The 16,273-nt window shown below is 73.4% G+C and carries 15 protein-coding genes and 1 pseudogene; all 16 read left to right on the forward strand.

From position 1 onward, the window contains the following. Positions 1–25 precede the first annotated feature (25 nt). Positions 26–637 (forward strand): 30S ribosomal protein S4, encoded by a 612-nt coding sequence (gene rpsD, locus E4N63_RS27685; RefSeq protein WP_019708740.1) that lies wholly within the window; start codon positions 26–28, stop codon positions 635–637. A gap of 340 nt (positions 638–977) precedes the next feature. Continuing rightward, entirely contained in the window at positions 978–1,415 is a 438-nt protein-coding gene (locus tag E4N63_RS27690; protein WP_125623766.1) for a DUF948 domain-containing protein, read from the forward strand. A gap of 3 nt (positions 1,416–1,418) precedes the next feature. Then, positions 1,419–1,730 carry a DUF6167 family protein gene (locus E4N63_RS27695; RefSeq protein ID WP_230241949.1) on the forward strand — a complete coding sequence of 104 codons (312 nt, stop codon included), beginning with the start codon at positions 1,419–1,421 and terminating at the stop codon, positions 1,728–1,730. Beyond that, positions 1,730–4,399 carry an alanine--tRNA ligase gene (alaS, locus tag E4N63_RS27700; RefSeq protein ID WP_230241950.1) on the forward strand — a complete coding sequence of 890 codons (2,670 nt, stop codon included), beginning with the start codon at positions 1,730–1,732 and terminating at the stop codon, positions 4,397–4,399. Before E4N63_RS27695 ends, alaS begins: the two co-directional genes overlap by 1 nt. A 4-nt stretch (positions 4,400–4,403) precedes the next feature. Then, positions 4,404–4,889, forward strand: a complete 486-nt coding sequence (gene ruvX / locus E4N63_RS27705) for a Holliday junction resolvase RuvX (protein ID WP_125623763.1) — start codon at positions 4,404–4,406, stop codon at positions 4,887–4,889. A gap of 129 nt (positions 4,890–5,018) precedes the next feature. Next, entirely contained in the window at positions 5,019–6,959 is a 1,941-nt protein-coding gene (gene mltG / locus E4N63_RS27710; protein ID WP_230241951.1) for an endolytic transglycosylase MltG, read from the forward strand. Between the two features lie 37 nt (positions 6,960–6,996). Continuing rightward, positions 6,997–7,872 carry a shikimate dehydrogenase gene (locus E4N63_RS27715; protein ID WP_125623782.1) on the forward strand — a complete coding sequence of 292 codons (876 nt, stop codon included), beginning with the start codon at positions 6,997–6,999 and terminating at the stop codon, positions 7,870–7,872. Between the two features lie 162 nt (positions 7,873–8,034). After that, complete coding sequence (gene aroC, locus E4N63_RS27720) at positions 8,035–9,219, forward strand: chorismate synthase (RefSeq protein ID WP_125623761.1); 1,185 nt, start codon at positions 8,035–8,037, stop codon at positions 9,217–9,219. Then, complete coding sequence (locus tag E4N63_RS27725) at positions 9,216–9,767, forward strand: shikimate kinase (RefSeq protein WP_125623760.1); 552 nt, start codon at positions 9,216–9,218, stop codon at positions 9,765–9,767. The genes aroC and E4N63_RS27725 overlap by 4 nt, the downstream gene beginning before the upstream one ends. Continuing rightward, positions 9,764–10,855, forward strand: coding sequence for a 3-dehydroquinate synthase (gene aroB / locus E4N63_RS27730; protein WP_230241952.1), 1,092 nt, complete (start codon positions 9,764–9,766; stop codon positions 10,853–10,855). Before E4N63_RS27725 ends, aroB begins: the two co-directional genes overlap by 4 nt. Further along, complete coding sequence (aroQ, locus tag E4N63_RS27735) at positions 10,852–11,301, forward strand: type II 3-dehydroquinate dehydratase (RefSeq protein ID WP_030541946.1); 450 nt, start codon at positions 10,852–10,854, stop codon at positions 11,299–11,301. The genes aroB and aroQ overlap by 4 nt, the downstream gene beginning before the upstream one ends. Before the next feature lie 128 nt (positions 11,302–11,429). Beyond that, positions 11,430–12,431: an AAA family ATPase gene (locus E4N63_RS27740; protein ID WP_230241953.1), complete on the forward strand. Its 1,002-nt coding sequence runs from the start codon at positions 11,430–11,432 to the stop codon at positions 12,429–12,431. Between the two features lie 98 nt (positions 12,432–12,529). After that, positions 12,530–13,654, forward strand: coding sequence for a M24 family metallopeptidase (locus E4N63_RS27745; RefSeq protein ID WP_230241954.1), 1,125 nt, complete (start codon positions 12,530–12,532; stop codon positions 13,652–13,654). Between the two features lie 106 nt (positions 13,655–13,760). Beyond that, the gene (gene efp, locus E4N63_RS27750; RefSeq protein WP_125626476.1) at positions 13,761–14,327 is read left to right on the forward strand and encodes an elongation factor P; all 567 of its coding nucleotides are present in this window, start codon (positions 13,761–13,763) and stop codon (positions 14,325–14,327) included. A gap of 2 nt (positions 14,328–14,329) precedes the next feature. Further along, positions 14,330–14,758: a transcription antitermination factor NusB gene (gene nusB, locus E4N63_RS27755; protein ID WP_019708727.1), complete on the forward strand. Its 429-nt coding sequence runs from the start codon at positions 14,330–14,332 to the stop codon at positions 14,756–14,758. Positions 14,759–14,909: 151 nt separating this feature from the next. Then, positions 14,910–16,241, forward strand: a pseudogene (locus E4N63_RS27760) (MFS transporter); the annotation flags it as partial. Positions 16,242–16,273: the final 32 nt, after the last annotated feature.

Genomic DNA, 16,273 nt, shown 5'->3' on the forward strand with positions numbered 1-16,273 from the left:
TAACTTACATGGAGGGTGTTTCCCCGTGAACCAGTCGCGTCCCAAGGTCAAGAAGTCGCGTGCCCTCGGCATCGCCCTGACGCCGAAGGCCGTCAAGTACTTCGAGGCCCGCCCGTACCCCCCGGGCGAGCACGGCCGTGGCCGCAAGCAGAACAGTGACTACAAGGTCCGGCTGCTGGAGAAGCAGCGTCTGCGCGCCCAGTACGACATCAGCGAGCGCCAGATGGCCCGTGCCTACGACCGCGCTCGGAAGGTCGAGGGCAAGACGGGCGAAGCCCTCATCGTCGAGCTGGAGCGCCGTCTGGACGCGCTCGTCCTGCGGTCGGGCCTGGCCCGCACGATCTACCAGGCCCGCCAGATGGTGGTCCACGGCCACATCCAGGTCAACGACCGGAAGGTCGACAAGCCGTCCTTCCGGGTCCGCCCGGACGACGTGGTGCAGGTCCGCGAGCGCAGCCGCACCAAGCACCCCTTCCTGGTCGCCCGCGAGGGCGGCTACGACACCGACGGCGAGACCCCGCGCTACCTGGAGGTCAACCTCCAGGCGCTGGCCTTCCGCCTGGACCGGGACCCCAACCGCAAGGAGATCCCGGTCATCTGCGACGAGCAGCTCGTCGTCGAGTACTACGCCCGCTGACGCCCGCTGAGCCCGCTCACGCCGGCCGGCGCCCGCGAAAACGTATCGCCTCTCGCGGGCGCGGCCGCCGGGCGGAATCCGCCGTCTCCCCGTTCACACCCAAAGGGAGACGGCGGTCCGCGTTCCGGCCCGGACGGGCCTTCCGGCGCCACGGCAAATCGGGTACGGGGCCGTCGGCGCGAGACGCTAGGCTTCTGCCAGGTCCCGCGCCGACGAACAGGCCGGACCGCCCGGCGGACCGGACCGCCCGGCCCGCCGCCCGGCGCGCGGGCCCCGGCCGGGGCCGGTAACCTCCCGGGGCGCATCCGGGTTGCATGTCGTCTGAGGGAGCGGTGCCAAGGTGTCCGGTGGAGAAGTGGCCGGGATTCTCGTAGCCGTCTTCTGGGCGATTCTGGTGTCCTTCCTGGCCGTGGTGCTGGTCAGGCTGGCCCAGGTGCTCAGAGCGGCCACCCGGCTGGTGGCGGACGTCACCGAGCACGCCGTCCCGCTGCTGGGCGAGGCCTCCGAGACCGTCCGCTCCGCGCAGACCCAGCTCAGCAGGGTCGACGCCATCGCGTCCGACGTTGAGGAGGTCACCTCCAACGCCTCGGCGCTCTCCTCGACCGTCGCCTCGACCTTCGGTGGCCCGCTGGTGAAGGTTGCCGCGTTCGGCTACGGGGTCCGCAGGGCAATCGGACGCAAGGGCGCGCCGCAGGGGCAGCGCCGCACCGTGATCAGGAGTCGCGCGGTGCCCCCGGCCCGCAAGGGCGGCCGGGGCGACCGGCGAGGGAGAGGCTGACCGATGTTCCGCCGTATGTTCTGGTTCACCGCAGGCGCTGCCACCGGTGTGTGGGCCACCACCAAGGTCAACCGCACGCTGAAGCGGCTCACCCCGGAGAGCCTGGTGGCGCAGGCCGCCGACAAGGCCGTCGAGGCGGGCCACCGCCTCAAGGACTTCGCCCTCGACGTCAAGGCCGGCATGGCGCAGCGCGAACTCGAACTCAACGACGCCCTGGGCATCGCCGCCCAGGAAGGCCCCCGGCAACTGCCCCCGCCGCGCCGTCCGGCCGCGCTGGGCCCGACCAACCCGAACAACCGGAATGAGGACCACTGATGGAGTCGGCTGAAATCCGCCGCCGCTGGCTGAGCTTCTTCGAGGAGCGGGGGCACACCGTCGTCCCGTCGGCGTCGCTGATCGCGGACGACCCGACGCTGCTGCTGGTCCCCGCGGGCATGGTGCCCTTCAAGCCGTACTTCCTCGGTGAGGTCAAGCCGCCGTACCCGCGCGCCGCCAGCGTCCAGAAGTGCGTCCGCACCCCGGACATCGAAGAGGTCGGCAAGACCACCCGGCACGGCACCTTCTTCCAGATGTGCGGCAACTTCTCCTTCGGCGACTATTTCAAGGAAGGCGCCATCAAGCTCGCCTGGGAGCTGCTCACCGGCTCCGTCGAGCACGGCGGTTACGGCCTCGACCCGGAGAAGCTCTGGATCACGGTCTACGAGGAGGACGACGAGGCCGAGCGCATCTGGCGCGAGGTGATCGGCGTGCCCGCCGAGCGCATCCAGCGCCTGGGCAAGGAGCACAACTACTGGTCCATGGGCGTCCCCGGCCCCTGCGGCCCCTGCTCGGAGATCAACTACGACCGCGGCCCGGAGTTCGGCGAGGAGGGCGGCCCGGCCGTCAACGACGAGCGCTACGTGGAGATCTGGAACCTGGTCTTCATGCAGTACGAGCGCGGCGAGGGCACGGGCAAGACGGACTTCCCGATCCTCGGCGAGCTGCCCAGCAAGAACATCGACACCGGCCTGGGCATGGAGCGGCTGGCGATGATCCTCCAGGGCGTCCGCAACATGTACGAGACGGACACCCTCCGCGTCGTCATGGACAAGGCCACCGAGCTCACCGGCGTCCGCTACGGCGCCGCCCAGGGCTCCGACGTCTCGCTGCGCGTGGTCGCCGACCACCTGCGCACCTCCGTGATGCTCATCGGCGACGGCGTCACCCCCGGCAACGAGGGCCGCGGCTACGTGCTGCGCCGCATCATGCGCCGCGCCATCCGCAACATGCGGCTGCTCGGGGCCACCGGGCCGGTCGTCGGCGAACTCGTGGACACCGTCATCGGGTCCATGGGCGAGCAGTACCCGGAGCTGATCACCGACCGCAAGCGCATCGAGACCGTCGCGCTCGCCGAGGAGGCCGCCTTCCTCAAGACCCTCAAGGCCGGCACCAACATCCTCGACACCGCCGTCTCCGAGACCAGGAGCGCCGGGCGGACCGTCCTCCCCGGCGACAAGGCCTTCCTGCTCCACGACACCTGGGGCTTCCCGATCGACCTCACCCTGGAGATGGCCGCCGAGCAGGGCCTCTCCGTGGACGAGGAGGGCTTCCGCCGGCTGATGAAGGAGCAGCGGGAGCGCGCCAAGGCCGACGCCCGCGCCAAGAAGACCGGCCACGCCGACGTCTCCTCCTACCGTGAGGTGGCCGACCGCGCCGGTACCACCGTCTTCACCGGCTACACCGACACCGAGGGCGAGTCGACCGTCGTCGGCCTGCTGGTGGACGGCGTGCCCTCGCCCGCCGCGCAGGAGGGCGACGAGGTCGAGGTCGTCCTCGACCGCACCCCCTTCTACGCCGAGGGCGGCGGCCAGCAGGCCGACACCGGCCGGATCCGGCTCGACACCGGGGCCGTCGTCGAGGTCCGCGACGTGCAGCAGCCCGTGCCCGGCGTCAGCGTGCACAAGGGCGTCGTCCAGGTCGGTGAGGTCACGCTCGGCGCCGCCGCCCACGCCGTGATCGACGTGATCCGCCGCCGCTCCATCGCCCGCGCCCACAGCGCCACCCACCTCACCCACCAGGCGCTGCGCGACGCCCTCGGCCCGACCGCCGCCCAGGCCGGCTCGGAGAACGCCCCCGGCCGCTTCCGCTTCGACTTCGGCTCGCCGACCGCCGTCCCCGGCACGGTCCTCACCGATGTCGAGCAGAAGATCAACGAGGTGCTGGCCCGCGAACTCGACGTCACCGCCGAGGTGATGTCGATGGACGAGGCCAAGCAGCAGGGCGCCATCGCCGAGTTCGGCGAGAAGTACGGCGACCGGGTGCGCGTGGTCACCATCGGGGACTTCTCCAAGGAGCTGTGCGGCGGCACGCACGTCCACAACACCGCCCAGCTGGGCCTGGTCAAGCTTCTCGGGGAGTCCTCCATCGGCTCCGGCGTGCGCCGGGTCGAGGCGCTGGTCGGCGTGGACGCCTACCAGTTCCTCGCCCGCGAGCACACGGTCGTCTCCCAGCTCACCCAGCTGGTGAAGGGCCGCCCGGAGGAGCTGCCGGAGAAGATCTCCGGGATGCTCGCCAAGCTCAAGGACGCCGAGAAGGAGATCGAGCGCTTCCGCGCCGAGAAGGTGCTGCAGGCCGCCGCCGGCCTGGCCGCCGGCGCCAAGGACGTCCGGGGTGTCGCGCTGGCCGCCGGGCGGGTCCCGGACGGCACCGGCGCCGACGACCTGCGCAAGCTCGTCCTTGACGTGCGCGGGCGGATCCAGGGCGGCCGGCCCGCCGTGGTGGCCCTGTTCACCGTGGTCAAGGACCGTCCGCTGACCGTGATCGCCACCAACGAGGCCGCCCGCGAGCGCGGCATCAAGGCCGGCGAGCTGGTCCGCACCGCCGCCAAGACCCTCGGCGGCGGCGGAGGCGGCAAGGACGACGTCGCCCAGGGGGGCGGGCAGAACCCGGCCGCCATCGACGAGGCCGTGGCCGCCGTCGAGCGGCTCGTCGCCGAGAAGGCCTGACGGTATGACAGACGGGAACCGGGCGCTCCGGCGCGGGCGGAGAATCGCCGTCGACGTCGGGGATGCCCGGATCGGGGTCGCCTCGTGCGACCCCGACGGGATCCTCGCCACCCCGGTGGAGACCGTGCCGGGACGCGATGTCCCGGCCGCCCACCGGCGGCTGGCGGCGATCGTCGCCGAGTACGAGCCGATCGAGGTCGTGGTCGGGCTGCCCCGCTCCCTCAAGGGGACGGAGGGCCCGGCCGCGGCCAAGGTCAGAGCCTTCGCCCGGCAACTCGCCACGATCGTGCGGCCGGTCCCGGTGCGACTGGTCGATGAGCGTATGAGTACGATCACGGCGGCACAGAGCCTGCGGGCCTCCGGTGTGAACTCCCGCAAGGGTCGCTCGGTGGTGGACCAGGCCGCGGCCGTGGTCATCCTGCAGAACGCGCTGGAGGCCGAAAGGGTGTCGGGCGCTCCTCCGGGCGAGACCGTCGAACTGGTCATCTGATCGCGATACGGTAACGTTCGCGCGAAAGTGCGACCCGAACACCGTCGCATACAAGCGGAATGAGGCGGACCGGCCCACTGCGCTCCCCACGCGCGCACCGGGAGCCGCCTCGTGTTGGCCGGGAGACCGATGACTGAGTATGGCCGGGGCCGAGGTTCCGAACCGTGGCATCCCGAGGACCCGCTCTACGGGGACCGGGGCTGGGACGGGCAGCCGACCGCGGACGGCCGGTCTCCCCACGGAGAGCAGCCGCCGCAGTATCCCGAGCAGTACCAGCAGCAGCCGCAGTGGGACGCCCAGGGCGCGCCGTACCCGGGTCAGCCGTACCCGGGCCAGGGCCACCCGCAGCAGGGTCACCCCCAGCAGGGCTACCCGCAGCAGGACTACCCCCAGCAGGGCGGGCAGCAGCAGGGCTACCCCCAGGGCGGACAGCAGCACGGATATCCGCAGCAGCAGGGGTACCCCCAGCCCCAGCAGGGCGGACAGCAGTACGGCTGGGGCGGTGGCCCGCAGGACACCGGCCAGGGCTACACCGCGGCTGCCGGGCACGGCGACCCGTACGGGCAGCAGCCCACCGATCCGTACGGCCGTCCGTACCCGCAGCAGGGCGGGCAGCAGCCACCGCAGGGCCCCCCGCAGCCCGGCCAGGGCCCCGGACCATACGGCGGGGGCCACCCGCACGGGCATCCGGAGCAGGGCCGGCGGCACCCCGACCCGGGCACCGGACCGCAGCCGCGCCACCGGCCCGCACCCGAGGAGCCGCAGTCCGAGAGCTGGCAGCAGGAGGACGACGGTCCCGGGCACGCCTTCTTCGCCGACGAGCCGGACAACGCCCCCGGCCGCCGCCGGGGCCGCGGTGCCGCCCGCGAGGACCGCCCCGCCCGGCGCGGTGACGGCTACGACGAACCCGGCGGCCACGACGACGGGTTCGACGACGAGGACGACGGCGGGAACGGTGACGACGGCGACGGCCGCCGCGGCCGGCCCAAGAAGCGCCGCAGCGGCATGGCGTGCCTCTTCGTCGCCGTCGTGCTCGGCGGCGGAGTCGCGGCCGGCGGCTGGTTCGCGTACGACTTCTACCAGACCCACTTCGGCCCGGCGCCGGACTTCGCCGGCGAAGGCTCCGGCTCCGTCCAGGTCGAGATCCCGCAGGGCGCCGGCACCGGTGAGATGGGCCGCATCCTCAAGGGCGCCGGGGTGGTGAAGAGCGCCCAGGCGTTCGTCGACGCCGCGGGCGAGAACCCCAAGGGCCTCTCCATCCAGCCCGGCGTCTACGCGATGAAGAAGGAGATGTCGGGCGAGGCGGCCGTCGACTGGATGCTCTCCCCGGAGAGCCGCAACGCGCTCATCATCCCCGAGGGCATGCGCAACGCGCAGGTCTACGCGACCATCGACAAACGGCTCGAACTGAAGGCCGGAACCACCGAGAAGACCGCGGAGAAGCAGGCCGCGAAGCTCGGACTGCCCGACTGGGCCGACGACGACGCGAAGATAATGGACCCGCTGGAGGGCTTCCTCTATCCGGCGCGCTACGACGTGGGCGAGGACGCGAAGCCCGAGGACGTCCTGAAGAAGATGGTCGCCCGCGCCACGGCCGAGTACGAGAAGCTCGACGTCGAGGCCAACGCCGAGAAGCTGGAACTCGACTCGCCGCTCCAACTCGTCACCGTCGCCAGCCTCGTCCAGGCCGAGGGCAAGACCAGTGACGACTTCAGCAAGATGGCCCGGGTCGTCTACAACCGCCTCGACCCGGACAACACCGAGACCTACGGGAAGATCGAATTCGACTCGGCCTTCAACTACCTGAAGGGCCAGAGCGAGATCAACATCGGGATCAAGGAGATCCGGACCACCGACCACCCGTACAACACCTACTTCTACCGCGGCCTGCCGCCCGGCCCGATCGGCAACCCCGGCGCCGAGGCGCTGAAGGCCGCGATCGACCCGGAGCCCGGCGACTGGTACTACTTCGTCGGCGTCGACGGGGAGAACACCAAGTTCGCGGAGACCCACGAGGAGCACGAGAAGCTCGTGGAGGAGTTCAACGCGAACCAGAAGAACAAGGGCTGAGATGAGCACAGCAGAGGTCCCGGCGACGGCCGCGGCCATGAGCACGGGGGCGGACGGCACCGCCGGGAGCCCGCGCCGCGCCGCCGTCCTGGGCAAGCCCATCGGGCACTCGCTCTCCCCGGTGCTGCACCGCGCCGCGTACGCCGCTCTCGGGCTCGACGACTGGCGCTACGACCGCTTCGAGGCGGACGAGGCCGCCTTGCCCGCCTTCCTCGGGAGCCTGGACGACTCCTGGGCGGGCCTGTCGCTGACCATGCCGCTCAAGCGCGCGGTCATCCCGCTGCTGGACGGGATCAGCGACACCGCCGCCTCGGTGGAGGCCGTCAACACCGTCGTGTTCGCCGGCGGCGGGCGCCGCACCGGCGAGAACACCGACATCCCCGGCATCGTCGAGGCCCTCCGCGAACGCGGAGTCGAGCGGGTCGGGCGGGCCGCGGTCCTCGGCGCCGGAGCCACCGCCTCCTCCGCCCTCGCCGCGCTCTCCCGGATCTGCTCCGGGGAGGTCACGGCCTATGTCCGCAGCGAGAGCCGGGCGGCCGAGATGCGCGGCTGGGGCGAGCGGCTGGGGGTGGCCGTGACCACCGCGGACTGGGACGCCGCCGCCGAGGCGTTCGACGCCCCGCTGGTCGTCGCCACCACCCCCGCCGGTGCCACCGACCATCTCGCCGGTGCCGTCCCGGAGCGCCCCGGCACCCTCTTCGACGTGCTCTACGAGCCGTGGCCGACCCGGCTCGCCGCGGCCTGGTCCGCGCGCGGCGGGGCCGTCGTCGGCGGTCTCGACCTCCTCGTCCACCAGGCGGTGCTCCAGGTGGAGCTGATGACGGGGCGCGCCCCGGCGCCGCTGGCGGCCATGCGCGCCGCCGGAGAGGCCGCGCTCGCCGCCCGGAGCGCCCGGGAGCCCGCCGCGGGCTGACCGCGTCACCCGCGCCGCGCGTACCAGGAACTGATACGGCTGTCCGTTTGGCGGACCGGCACCCGGTCCCCGCCCCCCGGCATGGGAGGATCGACGGCGGCGGGCCGGGGCCGCGCACCCGGCCGTGCCGCCGCAGACAGGGCGCGAGCATGAGGAGCACCGTTGAGCAGGTTGCGCTGGCTGACCGCGGGGGAGTCGCACGGCCCCGCACTGGTCGCGACGCTGGAAGGGCTGCCCGCGGGCGTGCCCGTCACCACGGACACGGTGGCGGACGCCCTGGCCCGGCGGCGGCTCGGCTACGGCCGGGGCGCCCGGATGAAGTTCGAGCGGGACGAGGTGACCTTCCTCGGCGGCGTCCGGCACGGACTGACCCTCGGCTCCCCGGTCGCGATCATGGTGGGCAACACCGAGTGGCCCAAGTGGGAGCAGGTCATGGCCGCCGACCCGGTGGACCCGGCCGTCCTCGCCGAACTGGCCCGCAACGCCCCGCTGACCCGCCCCCGCCCCGGCCACGCCGACCTCGCGGGGATGCAGAAGTACGGCTTCGACGAGGCCCGGCCGATCCTGGAGCGCGCCTCCGCCCGGGAGACCGCCGCCCGCGTGGCGCTCGGCGCCGTCGCCCGCTCCTACCTCAAGGAGACGGCCGGCATCGAGATCGTCTCCCATGTGGTCGAACTGGCCGCGGCCAAGGCCCCGTACGGGGTGCTGCCCCAGCCCTCGGACGTGGAGCGGCTGGACGCCGACCCGGTGCGCTGCCTCGACCCGGAGGCGAGCGAGGCGATGGTCGCCGAGATCGACCAGGCCCACAAGGACGGCGACACCCTCGGCGGCGTCGTCGAGGTGCTGGCCTACGGCGTCCCGGTCGGCCTGGGCTCGCACGTCCACTGGGACCGCCGGCTGGACGCCCGCCTCGCCGGAGCCCTGATGGGCATTCAGGCCATCAAGGGCGTGGAGGTCGGCGACGGCTTCGACCTCGCCCGGGTGCCCGGCTCGCAGGCCCATGACGAGATCGTCTCCACCGAGGAGGGCATCCGCCGCACCTCCGGCCGCTCCGGCGGCACCGAGGGCGGGCTCTCCACCGGCGAACTGCTGCGCGTACGGGCCGCGATGAAGCCCATCGCGACCGTGCCGCGCGCCCTGGCCACCGTCGACGTCGTCACCGGCGAGGCCACCAAGGCCCACCACCAGCGCTCCGACGTCTGCGCCGTGCCCGCGGCGGGCATCGTGGCCGAGGCCATGGTCGCGCTCGTCCTGGCGGACGCGGTGGCGGAGAAGTTCGGCGGCGACAGCGTCCCCGAGACCCGGCGCAACGTCCGCTCCTTCCTCGACGCCCTGGCCATCCGGTGACGGGGACGGGCACGCACCGGGACGGCGGGCCCGGGCCCGGCCCCGTCGCCGTGCTGATCGGCCCGCCCGGCTCCGGCAAGTCCACCGTCGGCGCGCTCCTCGCCGAGCGGCTCGGCACCGGCTACCGGGACACCGACAGCGACATCGAGCGGATCGCGGGCAAGCCGATCCCGGAGATCTTCTTCGAGGACGGCGAACCGCGCTTCCGCGCCCTGGAACGGCAGGCCGTCCGGGACGCCGTCGCGGAACACCCCGGCGTGCTCTCCCTCGGCGGCGGCGCGATCATGGACCAGGAGACGAGGAAGCTGCTGACCGGGCTGCCGGTCGTCTTCCTCGACGTCGGCCTCGCGGACGCCGTGAAGCGCGTCGGCCTCGACGCCCCGCGCCCGCTGCTGGCCGTCAACCCCCGCCAGCAGTGGCGCGCCCTGATGGAGCAGCGCCGCCCGCTGTACACGGAGGCCGCCCGCGCCGTCGTGACCACCGACGGACGCAGCCCGGAGGACGTCGCCGAGGCGGTCCTCGACGCACTCGAACTGAGGCAGGCATGACGGATACCCCCATCGCCATCGAGGTCGGCGGCACCGCCGGCACCGACCCGTACACCGTGCTCGTCGGCCGGCGGCTGCTCGGCGAGCTGCCCTCGCTGATCGGACCGCGGGCCAAGCGGGTGGCCGTCATCCACCCCGAGGCCCTGGAGACCACCGGCGAGGCGCTCCGCGCGGACCTCGCGGACCAGGGCTACGAGGCCATCGCGATCCAGGTGCCCAACGCCGAGGAGGCCAAGACCGCCGAGGTCGCCGCCTACTGCTGGAAGGCGCTCGGCCAGACCGGCTTCACCCGCTCCGACGTGATCGTCGGCGTCGGCGGCGGCGCCACCACAGACCTCGCGGGCTTCGTCGCCGCCAGCTGGCTGCGCGGCGTCCGCTGGGTCGCGGTGCCCACCACCGTCCTCGGCATGGTCGACGCGGCCGTCGGCGGCAAGACCGGCATCAACACCGCGGAGGGCAAGAACCTCGTCGGCGCCTTCCACCCGCCCGCCGGCGTCCTCTGCGACCTCGCCAGCCTCGGCTCGCTCTCCGTCAACGACTACGTCAGCGGACTCGCCGAGGTCGTCAAGGCCGGCTTCATCGCCGACCCGGTCATCCTCGACCTGATCGAGAGCGACCCGGAGGAGGCCCGCCGGCCGGAGGGACGGCACACCGCCGAGCTGATCGAGCGGTCCATCCGGGTCAAGGCCGAGGTGGTCTCCTCCGACCTGAAGGAGTCGGGCCTGCGGGAGATCCTCAACTACGGCCACACCCTCGGCCACGCCATCGAGAAGAACGAGCGCTACAACTGGCGGCACGGCGCGGCCGTCTCCATCGGCATGGTCTTCGCCGCCGAACTCGGCCGCCTCGCCGGGCGGCTGGACGACGCCACCGCCGACCGGCACCGAACCGTGCTGGAATCCCTCGGCCTGCCCGTCTCCTACCGCGGCGACCAGTGGCCCCGGCTGCTGGAGACCATGAAGGTCGACAAGAAGTCCCGCGGCGACCTGCTGCGCTTCATCGTCCTCGACGGCCTCGCCAAGCCCACCGTCCTGGAGGGCCCGGACCCGTCCCTGCTGCTGGCCGCCTACGGGGAGGTCTCCTCATGACCGCCGGACCACGGCACGTCCTGGTGCTCAACGGCCCCAACCTCGGCCGGCTGGGCTCGCGCGAGCCGGACGTCTACGGCTCGACCAGCTACGCCGGGCTGGTCGAGGAGTGCACCCGCCTCGGCGCCGAACTCGGCTTCACGGTCGACGTGCGGGAGACCAACGACGAGGGCGAGATGATCCGCTGGCTGCACGAGGCGGCCGACGGGCGCGTCCCCGTCGTGATCAACCCGGGCGCCTTCACGCACTACTCGTACGGCATGCGGGACGCCGCCGCGCAGCGCACCGCGCCGCTGATCGAGGTGCACATCTCCAACCCGTACGCACGGGAGGAGTTCCGGCACACCTCGGTCATCGCGGCGGTCGCCTCCGGGACCGTCGCGGGCTTCGGCCTCGGTTCCTACCGGCTGGCACTGCGCGCCCTGGCCGACGCCGCGACCGGCTGACCGGGCACGTTCCGCCCTCCCCGGCCGTTCTGCGGACACGGCCGGGGACGGTACCGTTCGATGGCGTTCGGTCCCACAACGGGATCGAACACCGGCCAGTCCGCCCGCACGAGACGGAGACTCAGCGGATGCAGCACGCGACGGGGGCTCCGCTGCCACCGCCCCACGGCCCGGTCCACCCCTCCTGGGCGCAGGGCGGCCCTCCGGGGCATCCGGGACACCAGCGCGGTCCGGTGCCGCCCGGCCGGGCCCCGGTGCCGCCGGGCCCGCCGGGACAGGCGCCGCCGGGGCACCGGCCGCCGCAGGCCCCGCCGGGCAGCCGCAGGCCCCGCACCAGCAGCCGCCCTCCGGCCCACCCCACCACCACCAGCAGCCGCCGCCCGCCCGCCGTACCCGCGGCCCGCCGCCCGCCGCCGCACCAGGCCCCGCCCGCCGGGCCGCACGGCGCCCCGGGCCAGTCGGGGCACCACGCCCCGCCCTCCGGGGACGCCACCGGGCATCTGCGGCTGCCCGCCGGGGCTCCCGTCCCCGCGCCCGGCACCGGGCCGGGCACGGCGACGCCCGACGCGGCGCACGCCGCCGTGGCGGTGCTGCTGATAGGCCCGGCCGGCGCGGGCAAGACGACGGTCGCCCGGCACTGGGCGGACAGCCGGCGGGTGCCGACCGCGCACATCAGCCTGGACGACGTCCGCGAGTGGGTCCGCTCCGGCTTCGCCGACCCGCGCTCGGGATGGAACGACCACTCCGAGGCGCAGTACCGGCTGGCCCGCCGCACCTGCGGCTTCGCGGCCCGCAACTTCCTGGCCAACGGCATCTCCTGCATCCTCGACGACGCCGTCTTCCCGGACCGCCCGGCCATCGGCCTCGGCGGCTGGAAGCGCCATGTCGGGCCCGGTCTGGTGCCGGTGGTGCTGTTGCCCGGACTGGAGATCGTCCTGGAGCGGAACGCCGCGCGCAGCGGCACCCGCCGGCTGACCGACGAGGAGGTCGCCCGCATCCACGGCCGGATGGCCGGCTGGTACGGCTCCGGGCTGCCGATCATCGACAACTCGCAGTACGACGTGGCCACCACGGCCCGCGCCCTGGACGACGCCATCAGCCGCAGCCTGGCCAGCCCTCCGCAGTTCTGACGCCGCGCGCCGGGCGTCACCCCGTGCGCCGCCCCCGGTGCCCCCCGTCCGGACGCGTTCGGGGGGCCGGGCCCCGGGCGCGCTCATAAGGTCGGAACATGTCAGAGGTGCACGCGGCCCGCCGCTCACAGCTGCGCGACCGGTGCGCGGCAGCCGGTGAGGCTGCCGTCCTCGTCTCGCGCCCCGCCAACATCCGCTATCTCGCCGGCGCGGCACCGGCCGGCGCGGCCCTGCTGCTGGGGCCCGGCGGCCCGGCCGGCCCGGTCGGCGACGTCCTTCTCTGCCCGCGCCCGCCGAGCGGGGACCTCGCCGAGGGGCAGGTGGCCGGCGATCTGCGGGTGCGGGTGCTGCCCGCGGGCACCGCCGACGCCGCGGCGGCCGCCGCCGGCCTCGCCACCTCGGCGGGCGCGGAGCTGCTGGCCGTCGAGGAGCACGACCTCTCCGTCACCCGGCACCGGGCCCTCGGCGCGGCCGCCCCGCACGTCCGCCTGACCGACCTCTCCCGAGCCGTCGAGCAGCAGCGGCTGGTGAAGGACGAGGAGGAGATCGCCTGCCTGCGGATCGCGGCGGAGATCGCCGACCAGGCCCTGGGCGAGCTGCTGGAGTCGATCCTCGTCGGCCGCACCGAACGCCATCTGGCGCTGGAGCTGGAGCGCCGCCTCGTCGACCACGGCGCGGACGGCCCGGCGTTCCCCACCTCGGTGGGAACCGGCCCCAACTCCGGTGTTCCCGGCCATCCTCCGTCGGACCGGCGGGTGGAGGAGGGTGACTTCCTCAGCGTCTGCCTGGGCGCCGACTACCGCGGCTACCACTGCGAGCTGGGGCGCACCTTCGTCATCGGCACCTCGCCGGCCCGCTGGCAGATCGAGCTGTACGAGGTGGTCTTCGCGGCGCAGCGGGCGGGCCGGGAGGCCCTGGCGCCCACCGTGGAGTACCGCGCGGTGGACCGGGCCGCCCGGCAGGTCCTGGAGGCGGCCGGGCACGGCGGCGGGCCGCAGCGGCGGACGGGGCACGGGGTGGGGCTGGAAATCCACGAGGACCCCGAACTCTCCCCGACAGCCATGGGTAAACTGGACGCTTGTGTGCCGGTCACCGTCGGACCGGGGGTCCACCTCCCGGGCCGGGGCGGTGTCCGGATCGACGACACGCTCGTCGTCCGCCCCGAGGCGGACGGCGGACCCGAGCTACTCACCATCACGACCAAGGAACTGCTCGCCCTGTAGCCGTGCCCGGCGGCCGCGCGTTCGTATTCGCCGTCGGTGCCGTGGCCGCTGTAGCCTGCGCAACGCCCTTGGTTCCATCAGCTTCAGTCCAGGAGACACCGCAACCGTGGCATCCACGAACGACCTCAAGAACGGCATGGTGCTCAAGCTCGAAGGCGGCCAGCTCTGGTCCGTCGTCGAGTTCCAGCACGTCAAGCCCGGCAAGGGCCCCGCCTTCGTCCGCACCAAGCTGAAGAACGTGCTCTCCGGCAAGACGGTCGACAAGACCTTCAACGCCGGGGTGAAGGTCGAGACGGCCAGCGTCGACAAGCGCGGGATGCAGTTCTCGTACAAGGACGGCGACGACTTCGTCTTCATGGACTCGGAGACCTTCGACCAGATCTACATCTCCCCGGAGACGGTCGGCGACGCCGCCAACTACCTCCTGGAGGGCTTCGACGCCGTCGTGGCGATGTACGAGGGCAGCCCGCTCTACATCGAGCTGCCCGCCGCCGTCGAGCTGACGATCGAGTACACCGAGCCGGGTGTGCAGGGCGACCGTTCCACCGGCGGTTCCAAGCCCGCGAAGCTGGAGACGGGTTACGAGATCGGCGTGCCGCTCTTCATCACCAGCGGCGAGAAGATCAAGGTCGACACCCGCTCCGGCGAGTACCTCGGCCGGGTGACTGGCTAACCGTGGCTGCCCGCACCAAGGCCCGTAAGCGTGCCTTCCAGATCCTCTTCGAGTCCGACCAGCGCGGGGTGCCCGTGCGCACGGTGCTCGCGGACTGGCTGCGGCACGCCCGGACCGACGACCGGCAGCCGCCGGTCAACGAGTACACCATGCAGCTGGTCGAGGGGTACGCCGAGCACGAGCGCCACATCGACGAACTGATCGGCACCTACTCCGTCGGCTGGACCCTCGACCGGATGCCCGTCGTCGACCGCTGCCTGCTGCGGCTGGGCGCGTACGAGCTGATCTGGGAGGACGAGACACCGGACGCGGTGGTCATCGACGAGGTGGTGCAGCTCGCCAAGGAGTTCTCCACCGACGACTCGCCGTCCTTCGTCAACGGACTGCTGGGCCGCTTCAAGGAGCTGAAGCCGGGGCTCCGCCGGGCCTGACCGGCCCGGCACCGGGCACCCCGGCGCACGCCGTCGCACGCCGGCGCGCAGCCGCACACAGCGCGGGGCCGCACCGGGCCCGCGGCGCGAAGTCGAACGGACTTGCGCCGCGGGCCTGGTGCGTTTCTGTGACGTGTTCTAGGTTCACCGCATGCCCGAGCATGATCACGACAAGTCCGCGCCGCCGGGCGCCGGCCACGCCACCGCCGCGCGGGCGACCGGCCCGGCCGCCGGTGAGGCCCCGCTCGCCGCCCGGATCAGGATCGGCTACGGCCTCGGGTCCTTCGCCACCGGAACCTTCGGCACCGTTCCGGGCCTGCTGCTGCTCTACTACCTCACCGACATCCTCGGCGTCACCGCCGGCCTCGCCGGGCTGCTCGTCTTCCTGCCCAAGGCATGGGACGTCCTGCTCAACCCGTGGATCGGCAGCCTGTCCGACCGCACCGCGCACCGCTGGGGCCCGCGCCGCCCCTGGATGCTGCTGGGCGCGCTCACCATGCCGCTCTGCTTCGCCGCCATGTTCGCCGCCCCGGACCTGGAGCGCGGCTGGGCCGCCGCCTACGTCGCGGTGCTCTTCCTGCTGACCGCCACCGGCTATGCCTGCTTCCAGGTCCCGTACGTGGCCCTCCCGGCGGAGCTCACCACCGACCCGGACGAGCGCGCCCGCGTGATGAGCTGGCGGGTCGCCTTCCTCGGCGCCGCCATCCTGCTCTCCGGCGCGGTGGCGCCGCTGCTGGCCGGTGCCTCCGGTGACGACCACGGCTCGCCGGGCGGCTACCGGCTCATGGGGGTCGTCATCGGCGCCCTGCTCTGCGCCGGGATGCTGGCCGCCTTCGCCGCGACGGCGCGCGCGCCCGCCGTGCTGCGGGTGACGAGTGAACCCGGCCTCCTGGAGCAACTCCGGGCCGCCCGCGGCAACCGGCCCTTCGCCCGGCTGCTCGCCGCCTTCGTCACCCAGGCCGCCGCCACGGGGCTGATGCTGGCCGGCACCCAGTACTTCGCCACGTACATCCTCCACCGGCCCTCCGCCACCAGCGTCCTCTTCGCCTGCCTGATCGTGCCCTCGCTGCTCGCGATGCCGCTCTGGCTGACCGTGGGACGCCGCACCGGCAAACGCTCCGCGGCCCTCGCCGCCTCCGGCTGCTTCCTGGCCGGGGCCGCGACGGCCGCCTTCGCCCGCGAACTGCCCGCCGGCGCGGTCTACGCGGCCGTCGCCCTGGCCGGCGCCGGCTACGCGGGCATGCAGATGCTGCCGCTGGCCATGCTGGGCGACGCCATCGCCGCCGACGCCTTCACCAGCGGCCGCCGCCGGGCGGGCCTCTTCACCGGCCTCTGGACGGCGGGGGAGACCCTGGGCCTCGCCCTCGGCCCCGGGCTCTACGGGCTCGTCCTGGCGGCGGGCGGCTTCGTCTCCTCCGACGCCGGCCACCGCGTGGAGCAGCCCGCCTCGGCGCTCACCGCGATCGTCACCGGCTTCGGCACCCTCCCCGCCCTGCTCCTGCTGCTCAGCCTCCC

This window comes from Streptomyces sp. MNU89, assembly GCF_020982505.1.
Taxonomy (GTDB): Bacteria; Actinomycetota; Actinomycetes; order Streptomycetales; family Streptomycetaceae; genus Streptomyces; species Streptomyces xinghaiensis.

What these genes read in the sequence shown, in the direction of transcription:
- E4N63_RS27695 (WP_230241949.1), top strand. Translation starts at nt 1,419, where the DNA reads ATGTTCCGCCGTATGTTCTGGTTCACCGCAGGCGCTGCCACCGGTGTG.
- alaS (WP_230241950.1), top strand. Translation starts at nt 1,730, where the DNA reads ATGGAGTCGGCTGAAATCCGCCGCCGCTGGCTGAGCTTCTTCGAGGAG.
- ruvX (WP_125623763.1), top strand. Translation starts at nt 4,404, where the DNA reads ATGACAGACGGGAACCGGGCGCTCCGGCGCGGGCGGAGAATCGCCGTC.
- mltG (WP_230241951.1), top strand. Translation starts at nt 5,019, where the DNA reads ATGACTGAGTATGGCCGGGGCCGAGGTTCCGAACCGTGGCATCCCGAG.
- E4N63_RS27715 (WP_125623782.1), top strand. Translation starts at nt 6,997, where the DNA reads ATGAGCACGGGGGCGGACGGCACCGCCGGGAGCCCGCGCCGCGCCGCC.
- aroB (WP_230241952.1), top strand. Translation starts at nt 9,764, where the DNA reads ATGACGGATACCCCCATCGCCATCGAGGTCGGCGGCACCGCCGGCACC.
- aroQ (WP_030541946.1), top strand. Translation starts at nt 10,852, where the DNA reads ATGACCGCCGGACCACGGCACGTCCTGGTGCTCAACGGCCCCAACCTC.
- E4N63_RS27740 (WP_230241953.1), top strand. Translation starts at nt 11,430, where the DNA reads ATGCAGCACGCGACGGGGGCTCCGCTGCCACCGCCCCACGGCCCGGTC.
- E4N63_RS27745 (WP_230241954.1), top strand. Translation starts at nt 12,530, where the DNA reads ATGTCAGAGGTGCACGCGGCCCGCCGCTCACAGCTGCGCGACCGGTGC.